We start from the raw sequence: 12,727 nt of genomic DNA on the forward strand, positions 1-12,727 counted from the left end.
CTACGCAGCCCAACGGGGATAAATCCCCTCGCCACAATGATTCATAAGTCTTGAATCCGCTTCACGCTCTCCAGGGAGGAGACGTCATGTATCAACAGGGCTTCAGCCTGATCGAACTGCTCATGGGACTGGCAATTGCCGCAATTGTTCTGCCGTGGGCCGGCGCGGGCTACAAAGAGCTGATCGAATCCATCGAACGCAAGGACACCGCGCAGTTGCTGATCAGCGGCTTGCGCAGCGCCCGCACCGAAGCCATTGCCCGCAACCAGACAGTCGTGCTCAGGGGGATAGATGACGATTGGGGCCGGGGATGGCGCATTACCCTGGACGACAAGGACAAGACCGTGCTGATGGAGCGCAGGGCAAGCGCCCGGGTGGTCGGCAACCAGCCGGTGAAACGCAGGGTGAGGTTCGGCAGCCAGGGAGAAGCGCTGCACGCCAACGGCGCATTCCAGGCAGGCACGCTGCATGTCTGCGCCAAACGCGGGCCGGTCAGCCACCATCAAGTGATACTGGCGCCCTCCGGCCGCGTCCACCTGGAAAGCGTCAAAGCCGAGCAGGCGCTGTGCGAAAAAGAACTTAAAGCAAGGAGCGGACGCGCAGCTCTTTCGGCATCGAGAAAGTGATGTTTTCCTCGCGACCGGCCAACTCATCGGCACCGATTGCGCCCCAGGCCTGCAATTGCTGGATCACGCCGCGCACCAGCACTTCCGGCGCGGAGGCACCGGCGGTAATGCCGATGCGCTCGACGCCATCGAACCAGCTGCGTTGCATGTCCTCGGCGCCATCAATCAGGTAGGCCGGCGTATTCATGCGCTCGGCCAGCTCGCGCAAGCGGTTGGAGTTGGAGCTGTTCGGGCTACCGACAACCAGCACTACATCACATTCGTTGGCCAGTTGCTTGACCGCGTCCTGACGGTTCTGGGTGGCGTAGCAGATGTCATCCTTGCGCGGGCCGCCGATGGCCGGGAAACGAGCACGCAGGGCGTCGATCACACGACTGGTGTCATCCATGGACAGGGTCGTCTGGGTGACAAAAGCCAGGCTCTCAGGGTTGCGCACCTGCAAGGCCGCAACGTCGTCCTCGTCTTCGACCAGGTAGATCGCACCACCGTTGCTGGCATCGTATTGGCCCATGGTGCCTTCGACTTCCGGATGGCCTTCGTGGCCGATCAGGATGCATTCGCGGCCGTCGCGACTGTAGCGCGCCACCTCAATGTGCACCTTGGTCACCAGTGGGCAAGTGGCATCGAATACCTTCAGGCCACGGCCGGCGGCTTCGGTGCGCACCGCTTGGGAAACCCCGTGGGCACTGAAGATCACGATGACGTCGTCCGGCACCTGGTCCAGTTCCTCGACGAAAATGGCGCCGCGGCTACGCAGGTCTTCGACGACGAATTTGTTGTGGACCACTTCGTGGCGCACATAGATCGGCGGCCCGAAGACTTCCAGGGCGCGGTTGACGATTTCGATCGCCCGGTCCACACCGGCGCAGAAGCCACGGGGGTTGGCGAGTTTGATTTGCATGCTGTGCCTCGTGTCTGTGGGAGCGAGCCTGCTCGCGATGCGGTGGATCAGTCAGCTTGACGGTGGCTGGGACTCAGCTATCGCGAGCAGGCTCGCTCCCACAGGAATTGTGGGGGCAGCCACTGCCCGTTAAACCTTAAAGCGCCTTGACCTCGATAATTTCCACTTCGAAGCTCAAGGTCTTGCCCGCCAGCGGATGGTTGAAGTCCACGGTTACCTGGGCGTCGTCGAATGCCTTCACCACACCCGGCAGCTCGGTATTGGCCGCGTCGTTGAAGATCACCAGCAGGCCCTGGGACAACTCCATGTCCTGGAACTGGGAGCGTGGCATGGTCTGCACGTTTTGCGGATTGGGCTGACCAAAGGCATTTTCCGGTGGAACCACTACAGTGCGCTTGTCACCGGCCTTGAAACCGAAAATTGCCGCTTCGAAGCCGGGCAGCAGGTTGCCGTCACCGACCTTGAACACCGCCGGGGCCTTGTCGAAGGTGCTGTCGACGGTGTCACCGTTTTCCAGGTGCAGGGCGAAGTGAAGCTTCACTTCGGTGTTTTGAGCGATACGCTGCTCAGTCATGGACGGCTTCTCCGGTTTTCTTGCTCTTGAACATGTCCAGGGCGAGCATCACGGCGCCCACGCTGATGGCGCTGTCGGCAAAGTTGAACGCCGGGAAATACCAGCGGTTCTGCCAATGCACCAGGATGAAATCGATGACGTGGCCCAGGGCGATGCGGTCATAGAGGTTGCCCAGGGCACCACCGAGTACCAAGGCCAGCGCCACCGCCAGCCAGGTCTCATTGCGCCCCAGGCGCTTGAGCCAGACCACCAGCACAGCGCTGACCACGACGGCAATCAGGGCGAACAGCCAGCGCTGCCAGCCGGAACTGTCGGCCAGGAAACTGAACGCCGCCCCGGTGTTGTAAGCCAAGGTCCAGCTGAAGTAGTCAGGAATGATCACGATCTGCTGGTACATGGTCAGCGAGTGTTCGAAGTAGTACTTGCTGGCCTGGTCGATGACCAGGACCAGCGCGCTCAACCACAACCAGCCCAGCCGTCCGAAACGGCTCGCCACGTTAGGCATAGTGACGAACCTCACCGCTGCCGCTGATGTTGTCCACGCAACGACCGCAGATTTCCGGATGCTCCGGGTTCACGCCAACGTCTTCGCGGCAGTGCCAGCAACGAGCGCACTTGGTGTGGTTCGACTTGACGATCTTGAGCTTCAGGCCGCTGACTTCAGTGGTCACCGCATCGGCCGGCGCCTGCACGAAAGGTGCAACGCTGGCGGTGGAGGTGATCAGCACGAAGCGCAGCTCGTTGCTCAGCCGGGCCAGATCGGCACTCAGGGCGTCTTCGGCGTAGAGGGTCACTTCGGCCTGCAGGTTGCCACCGACGGCCTTGGCCGCACGCTGGATCTCCATTTCCTTGTTGACCGCTGCCTTGACCGCCATCACGCGGTCCCAATACGCACGGTCCAGCTCGAAACCTTGCGGCAGTTCGGTCAGGCCTTCGTACCAGGTGTTGAGCATCACCGATTCGTTGCGCTCGCCCGGCAGGTATTGCCACAACTCGTCGGCGGTGAACGCCAGGATCGGCGCGATCCAGCGTACCAGCGCTTCGCTGATGTGGAACAACGCGGTCTGGCACGAACGGCGCGCCTTGCTGTTGGCGCCGGTGGTGTACTGGCGGTCCTTGATGATGTCGAGGTAGAAACCACCGAGCTCCTGCACGCAGAAGTTGTGGATCTTGGAGTAGACGTTCCAGAAACGGTATTCGCCGTAGTGTTCCTGCAATTCGCGTTGCAGCAGCAGGGTACGGTCCACGGCCCAACGGTCCAGCGCGAGCATGTCTTCGGCGGGCAGCAGGTCGGTGGCCGGGTTGAAACCGGTCAGGTTGGAAAGCAGGAAGCGCGCAGTGTTACGGATCCGCCGGTAGGCGTCCGCGCTGCGCTGCAGGATCTGCTCGGAAACGGCCATTTCGCCGGAGTAGTCGGTGGAGGCCACCCACAGGCGCATGATGTCGGCGCCCAGGGTGTCGTTGACCTTCTGCGGCGCGATCACGTTGCCCAGGGACTTGGACATCTTGCGGCCGGACTCGTCGACGGTGAAGCCGTGGGTCAGCAACTCGCGGTACGGCGCGTGGTTGTCGATGGCGCAACCGGTCAGCAACGAGGAGTGGAACCAGCCACGGTGCTGGTCCGAGCCTTCCAGGTACAGGTCGGCACGCGGGCCGCTTTCGTGGCCCATCGGGTGCGAACCGCGCAGCACATGCCAATGGGTGGTGCCGGAGTCGAACCAGACGTCCAGGGTGTCGCTGATCTTGTCGTACAGCGGCGCCTCGTCACCCAAAAGCTCAGCGGCATCCATCTTGAACCAGGCTTCGATGCCTTCGGCTTCGACGCGCTTGGCCACCTCTTCCATCAGTTCGACGGTGCGCGGGTGCAGCTCGCCGCTTTCCTTGTTCAGGAAGAACGGGATCGGCACGCCCCAGTTACGCTGGCGGGAGATGCACCAGTCGGGACGGTTGGCGATCATCGAGTGCAGGCGCGCCTGGCCCCAGGCCGGCACGAACGTGGTGTCTTCGATGGCCTTGAGGGAACGCTGGCGCAGGGTGTCGCCAGTGGTGGGCTGCTTGTCCATGCCGATGAACCACTGCGCGGTGGCGCGGTAGATCAGCGGGGTCTTGTGGCGCCAGCAGTGCATGTAGCTGTGTTCGATGACAGTGGTGTGCAGCAGTGCGCCGACTTCGGTCAGCTTGTCGACGATGGCCGGGTTGGCTTTCCAGATGAACTGGCCGCCAAAGAACTCCAGCGACGGCGCGTACACGCCATTGCTCTGTACCGGGTTGAGGATGTCGTCATTGACCATGCCGTATTTCTTGCAGGTCACGAAGTCGTCGACGCCATAGGCCGGCGCGGAGTGAACCACGCCAGTGCCCGCACCCAGTTCCACGTAGTCGGCCAGGTATACCGGCGACAGACGGTCATAGAACGGGTGACGGAAATTGATCAGCTCCAGCGCCGAACCTGGCGCGGTGGCGACCACCGAACCTTCGAGGTTGTAGCGGGCCAGGCAGGATTCGACCAATTCTTCGGCCAGCACCAGCAGCTTGTCGCCGACGTCGACCAGGGCGTAGTTGAATTCCGGGTGGACATTCAGCGCCTGGTTGGCCGGGATGGTCCACGGGGTGGTGGTCCAGATCACGATCGCGGCCGGCTTGGCGAGCTTGCCCAGGCCGAAAGCGGCGGCGAGCTTGTCTTCATCGGCAATCGGGAACGCGACGTCGATGGTCGAGGACTTCTTGTTCTCGTACTCGACTTCCGCCTCGGCCAGGGCCGAACCGCAATCGAAGCACCAGTTCACCGGTTTGAGGCCCTTGAACACGAAACCGCCCTCGACGATTTTCGCCAGGGCACGGATTTCACCGGCTTCGTTCTTGAAGTCCATGGTCTTGTACGGGTTGGCGAAGTCGCCCAGCACGCCAAGACGAATGAATTCGGACTTCTGCCCTTCGATCTGCTCGGTGGCGTAGGCACGACACAGCTCGCGGGTCTTGTCCGCGCCCAGGTTCTTGCCGTGGGTCACTTCGACCTTGTGTTCGATCGGCAGGCCGTGGCAGTCCCAGCCCGGGACATACGGCGCATCAAAACCCGACAGGGTCTTGGAGCGGATGATCATGTCCTTGAGAATCTTGTTCAGCGCGTGACCGATGTGAATAGTGCCGTTGGCGTACGGAGGGCCGTCGTGCAGGACGAACTTCGGACGATCCTTGCCAATCTCGCGCAACTTTCCGTACAGGCCAATGCTGTCCCAACGCTGCAGAATCTGTGGTTCGCGCTGAGGCAGGCCGGCCTTCATTGGGAAGGCGGTGTCCGGAAGGTTTAGCGTGGCTTTATAGTCGGTCATTTAAGGCTCTTCATTAGCGATTGGCGCTGGTTGCGACAAGGGCACGGGCGGCGGCGATATCTGCATGGATCGCCGTCTTGAGCGCCTCCAGAGAGGCAAAACGCTGCTCTTCACGCAGCTTTTGGTGGAAAACCACCGTCAAACGCCGGTCATACAGATCGCCGGCAAAATCCAGAACATGTACTTCGAGGTGGGCCTTGCCATCCCCTTGGACCGTGGGCCGTACGCCGATATTGGCGACACCGGGCCAGGTCTTGCCGTCGATCTCGACACTCACCAGGAACACCCCGGTCAGCGGCACACGACGACGCTTGAGCTGCACGTTGGCCGTCGGCGTGCCCAATTGGCGCGCCAGCTTCTGCCCGTGCAGGATCCGCCCGGCAATCCGGTACGGCCGGCCGAGCAAGCGCTCGGCCAATTCGAAGTCGGCAGCCGCCAGGGCATTGCGGACCTGGGTGCTGCTGACGCGCAAGCCGCCCATCTCGACGGTCTGCGCCGCTTCGACGGTGAAGCCATGGACGCTACCGGCCTGTTGCAGGTAATCGAAATCCCCTGACCGGTCGCAGCCGAAACGGAAGTCATCGCCGACTTCCAGATGCTTCACGTCCAGACCGTCCACCAGGATGGTCTCGACGAACTCGGCGGCGCTGAGCTTGCTCAGGCGCTGGTTGAAGGCCAGGCACAGCACCCGATCGACACCTTCGGCGGCCAGCAATTGCAGCTTGTCCCGCAACCGGGCCAGCCGGGCCGGGGCGGTGTCCGGGGCGAAAAACTCCCTGGGCTGCGGTTCGAAGATCACCACGCAGCTCGGCACGCCCAATTCCAGCGCACGCTCGCGCAACCGCGCCAGGATAGCCTGGTGGCCACGGTGAACACCGTCAAAGTTGCCAATAGTGGCGACACAGCCCCGATGTTGGGGGCGCAGGTTGTGGAGGCCTCGAACCAGCTGCATAACGCGCTTCTTGCTCATAAAGTGGCCGATTATAACCACACCCGGCGGCCGACGACAGGCAACACCGCACCCCAAAGTGATCGAACCGACAAAACCGCCGTCCGCCCCTGAATTATCGAGGGCCGCCCCTTCAGCCCAAGGCCTTGCGATTGAAGTCGCGCAGACGGAAACCCATCAGCAGCAACATACCGAAATACGCCACCACACCAGCGACGACCAATACGCCCAGACGCAGGAAACGCGCGAGCATCTGCCCTTCGCCCCAGGCCGGCATGAAATGCATCGCGCCAAGCAAAACCGCCGACATCACCGTCACGGCTACCAGCAGCTTCAGGCCAAATTTGCCCCAGCCCGGTTGCGGCTGATACATCTTCTGCTTGCGCAGTTGATAAAACAGCAGCCCGGCGTTGAGACAGGCCCCGGCGCTGATCGCCAAGGCCAGGCCGGCGTGCGCCAGCGGACCGATCAGCAACAGGTTGAACAATTGGGTCATCACCAGGGTGAAAATGGCGATCTTCACCGGCGTGCGAATGTTCTGCTGGGCATAGAAGCCTGGCGCCAGCACCTTGATCACGATGATCCCGAGCAAGCCCACCGAGTAGGCGATCAGCGCACGCTGGGTCATCAAGGCGTCGAACGCATTGAATTGACCGTACTGGAACAGCGAAACCGTCAGTGGCTCAGCCAGGATGCCCAGCGCCAGGGCACACGGCAACACCAGCACGAAACACAGGCGCAGGCCCCAATCGAGGATGCGCGAGTATTCATGGCGATCCTGGCTGGCGTAGGTCTTGGCCAGGGTTGGCAGCAGGATCGTGCCCAGGGCCACACCCAGCACACCGGACGGCAATTCCATCAACCGATCGGCGTAATACATCCACGACACCGACCCGGCCACCAGAAACGAGGCAAAGATGGTGTTGATGATCAGGGAAATCTGGCTCACCGAAACCCCGAGGATCGCCGGCAGCATCTGCTTCATTACCCGCCACACGCCGCTGTCGCGCAGGTTCAGCCGTGGCAGCACCAGCATGCCGATCTTTTTCAGGTGCGGCAGTTGATACAGCAATTGCGCCAGGCCACCCACCAGCACCGCCCAGCCCAGGGCCATCACCGGAGGATCGAAATACGGTGTCAGGAATACCGCGAACACGATCATGCTGACGTTGAGCAGGGTTGGCACAAAGGCCGGCACCGAGAAGCGGTTCCAGGTATTGAGGATCGCCCCAGCCAGGGACGACAGGGAAATCAGCAATATATAAGGAAAGGTCACCCGCAGCAGGTCCGAGGTGAGCTGGAACTTTTCCGGCGTATCGGTGAAACCCGGCGCCGTGGCCCAGATCACCCAGGGCGCGGCGAGCATGCCGGCGGCCGTGACCAGTGCCAGCACCAAGGTCAGTAGCCCCGTGACATAGGCAATGAACGTGCGGGTCGCTTCGTCGCCCTTCTGGCTTTTATATTCCGCCAGGATCGGCACAAAGGCCTGGGAAAACGCCCCCTCGGCGAAGATCCGCCGTAACAGGTTGGGCAACTTGAAGGCGATGAAGAAGGCGTCGGTGGCCATCCCGGCGCCGAATATCCGTGCGATGAGCGTATCGCGAACGAACCCCAGGATGCGGGAAAGCATTGTGATAGAGCTGACGGCAGCCAACGATTTGAGCAGATTCATGAAAAGAGTTTTTGCCTGTCGATAAACAGCAGGCGAACAACGCGCCCACTTGTGCGATACTCCGCGCCGCTAAACAGTGCAGAGCCAAAGCCCGCGAGTTTACAGGTCGCACGCCGGAAAGAAATCCTTCGGTGCGCCGCACCTGCCATTCAGCGGAACGCGTCACCCGCCCTTGACAAGACTTCAACTCATCGGCATGATTCGCGGCCTATTTTGTTTGCTATTTCCCAAAAAGTCTTTCGAGGAGCTCGACGGTGGCCAACACACCTTCCGCCAAAAAACGTGCAAAACAGGCTGAGAAGCGTCGCAGCCACAACGCCAGCCTGCGTTCCATGGTCCGTACCTACATCAAGAACGTAGTCAAGGCCATCGACGCAAAAGACGCTGAAAAAGCTCAAGCTGCTTACGTTCTGGCTGTGCCAGTTATCGACCGCATGGCCGATAAAGGCATCATCCACAAGAACAAGGCTGCTCGCCATAAGAGCCGTTTGAATGGCCACGTAAAGGCCCTGAACGTTGCCGCTGCTGCCTAAGCGACGCGCTCGTTAAAAAACCGACCTCAGGGTCGGTTTTTTATTGCCTGCGATCTACCTCCAACCAGAGCACCTTTCTCCTATGGGAGCGAGCTTGCTCGCGATGGCGGCGGGCCAGACGATGAAGATGGCGACTGCACTGCCCTCATCGCGAGCAGGCTCGCTCCCACACTGGATCTTCAGTGGGCATGAGCCCTGAGCTCACCCCACATTCTCCGCGATAACTCTATTCCCCAAAATTGAAAACCACCGGCTTGGGCGGAGGGCAACCTCCCGGCGGCGGGAAATTCTGCACGCCTGCCTCATCGTAGCCGGTGTAACACCCCACTATCTTGTCATCCTTGAAGTTCATGCGGCGCTCAACCACACCCGTCGGGTAGTAGTAGACCGTCTCGCCTTCACGCTTGGCGTATGAGTAATCCTTGTACTCCTTCCCCTCGACCGTTATCAGGCGAAAGCCCTGCTTGGCCTCGGAGAATTTCAGCTGACCGCTGGGGTAGTACTCGTTGTGAGTCACGCGATCATCAGGCCCCAGCAACACCTCCCGAACCTTGCGCCCATCCTGGCTATGGCGGGCACTTTGCTCATTGCCGAACAGGTAATCACTCTCCGAGTCGAAATGACCATTATTGAAAGCCCCGCGTTGCTTGCCGCAAAGCTTGATACGAGTGTATTTACCATCAGGTACGTGGCAATAGTTCCGGTCCGCGATCAACACCCCATTCGCATCGAATGACTGCACGTTACCAATGGGCTCATCCGCCTCGTAGGTTGCCACCGTATCGGGCTGACCATTGGGGTGATAGAGACGGAAAGCGCCCTCTCGCGAACCATGGCGCCACGAGATATCTGAAAGCAGCACCGCACCGTCATCGGTGTAGGTCAGCGCCCGCCCTTCGATCTGACCATTGGTGTAGTTGGCCGAATAGGTGAGTTTGCCATTGGCCGCGTAGGTTTCTTTCAAGCCATCCAGCACACCCGCGCGGTAATGCTCGACGAGCCGCAATACACCCCCGGCATCCACTTCGCGCAATTCGCCTTGCTTCTTGTCGGCGACAAAATCCACAGTCTGGATACCGCCGCCGTCCATTTTCAATGTCCAGCGACCCTCTCGCACACCTCGCACATAACGCCCCTCACCCCAGGGCATTATCCAGTCCCCGTGTTGTTGCCCCGCCACGAAATCGCCGCGCTGGACAACCACGCCCCGGCTTACGCGCTCGGATGGCCCGTCAAAATCACCATGCTTGTAAGTATCGAAGCCCGACATCTGCTCCCCATCGTCCCGCGCTTCTATCGTCCAGCGCCCCTCATAAAAATCGTCGACGATCATGCCCTTGGAAACCGTGCCTCCGTCACTGACGACCCACGGCCCCTGGCGCAATCCCTCCACATAGGCGCCAGTGGACGCGTAGCCCGACTCGTCGAATTCAGTCCACTGGCCCGACCTCTTACCCTGGACATACGACCCCAGCGCCCAGAGCCGCCCATCGCCCAAGGCCGCCCAGGCCCCATCCTCGGAGCCCTGATAGACCTTTGGATTGGTCTCCCAAGCCATTCTGCTGACACGGTAGGCAGAGCCCACATCCTCGTCCCGGGGAGGCACACGCCCATAAGTCAGCGTGAGCCATCGACCTTCGCGCTGCTGGAAGGTCTTTTTGTAGGTGTCGCGATGAGGATCCTCTGCCGACTGCCCCGCAGACGCCGGGACACCATCAACGCCGAAGTAACCCACCAGCGTGCCACTCGCGGGCTCCAACGCGTCGAACTCGGCGATGCCGGTCTTGGGTAACACAGCGCTGTAGTCGTAGGGCGGCAACTTGCCCAGCTCTTTCTGGACCAGCGCAGCAGTGAGGACCTTGCGCTCAGCGGCAATACGATCCAATACCGGTTGCAGCGTCTCCAGCCGGCGATACCCACCAGTGGCCGGCACGAAGCGATAGCCGTGAAGTGCAGATTGCCCCTTGATGCGGGACAACACGATCAACGTCTGTAGATCACTGTCGAGACTGGCGTAGAACACCGACTCGATGCTCGCATCGCCATAAGTGTCGAGCACTTGCGGGACACCGTCCGGCGAATCGCACAGGCATGAATAGCCGACGACACCCTCCGTCTCGCGGATAAACGCCAGCGTCGCCCCACTCTCCTGGGAAGTTTTTATCACCGGATGCGCCAGCGGCTTTGCACCATAAAACGGCTCGGCCAGCGCCCCGGCGCAAACGGAACAACCCAATACAAACAGCAGCAAAAACGAACGCATACGAATCCCTTCGCGCCAAAAGCACAACAAATCCATGGAAATTAAAAAGCGAGCCGATCGGCTCGCCCGTCATTCGATACTTAACGCCACGGCAAGATCGGAATAGCCGTCACCGCGTTCTGCGGGCTGCCTTCGATCACGCGGTCGCTGTAGACCAGGTACACCAGCGTATTACGCTTCTTGTCGAGGAAGCGCACCACTTGCATGGTCTTGAACACCAGCGAGGTACGCTCGCGGAACACTTCTTCGCCATCCTTGAGTTCACCCTTGAAGCTGATAGGGCCAACCTGACGACAGGCAATAGAGGCCTCGGCACGATCCTCGGCCAGGCCCAGGCCACCCTTCACGCCACCGGTCTTGGCCCGCGACAGATAACAGGTCACGCCATCCACCTTGGGATCATCGAACGCCTCGACCACGATCCGGTCGTTCGGCCCGACAAACTTGAACACCGTCGATACCTGGCCGATCTCCTCGGCCGAAGCCAGCAGCGGCACTGCCAGCAGCAAGCCAATCAATCCTTTTGCCAAACCCATGATTTTTCCTTAGACGAGGATCAGGTTGTCACGGTGAACCAATTCCGGCTCAGCCATGTAGCCCAACAGACCGACAATCGCATCAGACGACTGGCCGATGATTTTCTGCGCCTCCAGGGCGCTGTAGTTGGCCAGGCCACGAGCGATCTCACGACCGTCCGGCGCTACGCACACCACCATTTCGCCACGACGGAAACTGCCCTGGACCAGCTTCACCCCCACCGGCAGCAGGCTTTTGTTGCCTTGGGACAAAGCCGCGACCGCGCCTTCGTCCAATACCAAGGTGCCACGAGTTTGCAGGTGCCCGGCCAACCATTGCTTACGTGCCGCCAGCATGCCGCGCTCAGGGGAAAGCAAGGTGCCGATGCGCTCGCCCGCCTTCAGGCGATCCAACACCCGCTCCAACCGACCGCCGACAATGATGGTGTGCGCCCCGGAACGCGCGGCCAGACGCGCCGCACGCAACTTGGTCTGCATGCCGCCACGGCCCAGCGCACCACCGGTACCGCCCGCCACCGCATCCAGTGCCGGATCATCGGCACGGGCTTCGTAGATCAACTTGGCATCCGGATTGTTGCGCGGGTCGGCGTCGAACATGCCGTCGCGATCCGTGAGAATCACCAGCAGGTCCGCTTCCACCAGGTTCGCCACCAGCGCGGCCAGTGTGTCGTTATCGCCGAAACGGATTTCGTCGGTGACGACCGTGTCGTTCTCGTTGATCACCGGGATGACCTTGAGCTCCACCAGCGCGCGCAAGGTACTGCGGGCATTGAGGTAGCGCTTGCGGTCGGACAGGTCGTCGTGGGTCAGCAGGATCTGCGCCGTATGGCGACCGTGCTCGGCAAAGCTCGATTCCCAAGCCTGCACCAACCCCATCTGGCCGATGGCGGCAGCGGCCTGCAATTCGTGCATCGCGCTGGGTCGCGACGTCCAGCCCAAACGGCTCATACCGGCCGCCACAGCCCCCGAAGAGACCAATACCAGCTCGACGCCAGCCTCATGCAAGGCCACCATCTGCTCGACCCACACCGCCATTGCCTGGCGATCCAGGCCCTTGCCATCCGCCGTCAGCAGTGCGCTGCCGATCTTCACGACCCAGCGCCGCGCACCCGTCACCTTGCTCCGCATCATCTTCAACCTTTGCCAGCGAACGGCGCGACCCAGCGCCGCCCATGGGATTATTCGTATTTGCGTTTTACAGATACCAAAACGCCGCTCGAATGAGCGGCGCCTTGGGAACCGGCTTGCCGGCGATGATAACACCGCGCAGGACCAGTTAAACCTGTCCCCAAGAATCCTTGAGGGAGTGAGCCTGTGGGAGCAAAGCTTGCTCGCGATGGCCTC

11 protein-coding genes are annotated in these 12,727 nt (G+C 61.1%); 2 read left to right on the forward strand and 9 right to left on the reverse strand.

The annotated features are described in order from the left end of the window. The first annotated feature begins 86 nt into the window (after positions 1-86). On the forward strand, positions 87-626 hold the full coding sequence (locus PSH86_RS26125) for a GspH/FimT family pseudopilin (RefSeq protein ID WP_305485914.1): 540 nt from the start codon (positions 87-89) through the stop codon (positions 624-626). Here the strand turns inward: PSH86_RS26125 and ispH are convergent. The 6 genes from ispH to murJ form a co-directional block, all read right to left on the reverse strand. After that, a complete protein-coding gene (gene ispH, locus PSH86_RS26130) occupies positions 580-1,527 on the reverse strand; it encodes a 4-hydroxy-3-methylbut-2-enyl diphosphate reductase (RefSeq protein WP_109756382.1) in 948 nt (315 codons plus the stop codon). The two genes, PSH86_RS26125 and ispH, sit on opposite strands and share 47 nt — an antisense overlap. Before the next feature lie 136 nt (positions 1,528-1,663). Then, entirely contained in the window at positions 1,664-2,101 is a 438-nt protein-coding gene (gene fkpB, locus PSH86_RS26135) for an FKBP-type peptidyl-prolyl cis-trans isomerase (protein WP_116833486.1), read from the reverse strand. Next, positions 2,094-2,606 (reverse strand): signal peptidase II, encoded by a 513-nt coding sequence (gene lspA / locus PSH86_RS26140; RefSeq protein WP_109756384.1) that lies wholly within the window; start codon positions 2,604-2,606, stop codon positions 2,094-2,096. Before lspA ends, fkpB begins: the two co-directional genes overlap by 8 nt. Further along, positions 2,599-5,430: an isoleucine--tRNA ligase gene (gene ileS, locus PSH86_RS26145; RefSeq protein WP_163856561.1), complete on the reverse strand. Its 2,832-nt coding sequence runs from the start codon at positions 5,428-5,430 to the stop codon at positions 2,599-2,601. Before ileS ends, lspA begins: the two co-directional genes overlap by 8 nt. Before the next feature lie 13 nt (positions 5,431-5,443). Continuing rightward, positions 5,444-6,382, reverse strand: a complete 939-nt coding sequence (gene ribF / locus PSH86_RS26150; RefSeq protein WP_162893867.1) for a bifunctional riboflavin kinase/FAD synthetase — start codon at positions 6,380-6,382, stop codon at positions 5,444-5,446. 130 nt (positions 6,383-6,512) lie between these two features. Next, complete coding sequence (murJ, locus tag PSH86_RS26155) at positions 6,513-8,051, reverse strand: murein biosynthesis integral membrane protein MurJ (protein ID WP_116833487.1); 1,539 nt, start codon at positions 8,049-8,051, stop codon at positions 6,513-6,515. A 254-nt stretch (positions 8,052-8,305) separates the two neighbouring features. Here murJ and rpsT point away from each other — a divergent pair, with 254 nt between their 5' ends. After that, on the forward strand, positions 8,306-8,584 hold the full coding sequence (gene rpsT, locus PSH86_RS26160; protein WP_003185593.1) for a 30S ribosomal protein S20: 279 nt from the start codon (positions 8,306-8,308) through the stop codon (positions 8,582-8,584). A gap of 226 nt (positions 8,585-8,810) precedes the next feature. Here rpsT and PSH86_RS26165 read toward each other — a convergent pair whose 3' ends face one another. From PSH86_RS26165 to proB, 3 genes are all read right to left on the reverse strand, one after another. Beyond that, positions 8,811-10,847, reverse strand: coding sequence for a toxin-antitoxin system YwqK family antitoxin (locus tag PSH86_RS26165; RefSeq protein WP_305485928.1), 2,037 nt, complete (start codon positions 10,845-10,847; stop codon positions 8,811-8,813). An 80-nt stretch (positions 10,848-10,927) separates the two neighbouring features. Then, entirely contained in the window at positions 10,928-11,383 is a 456-nt protein-coding gene (locus PSH86_RS26170; RefSeq protein WP_003205733.1) for a CreA family protein, read from the reverse strand. A gap of 9 nt (positions 11,384-11,392) precedes the next feature. After that, positions 11,393-12,511, reverse strand: a complete 1,119-nt coding sequence (gene proB, locus PSH86_RS26175) for a glutamate 5-kinase (RefSeq protein WP_176689619.1) — start codon at positions 12,509-12,511, stop codon at positions 11,393-11,395. Positions 12,512-12,727: the final 216 nt, after the last annotated feature.

Origin of the sequence: Pseudomonas sp. FP2300, from assembly GCF_030687595.1 — a bacterium.
Taxonomy (GTDB): domain Bacteria; phylum Pseudomonadota; class Gammaproteobacteria; order Pseudomonadales; family Pseudomonadaceae; genus Aquipseudomonas; species Aquipseudomonas bijieensis.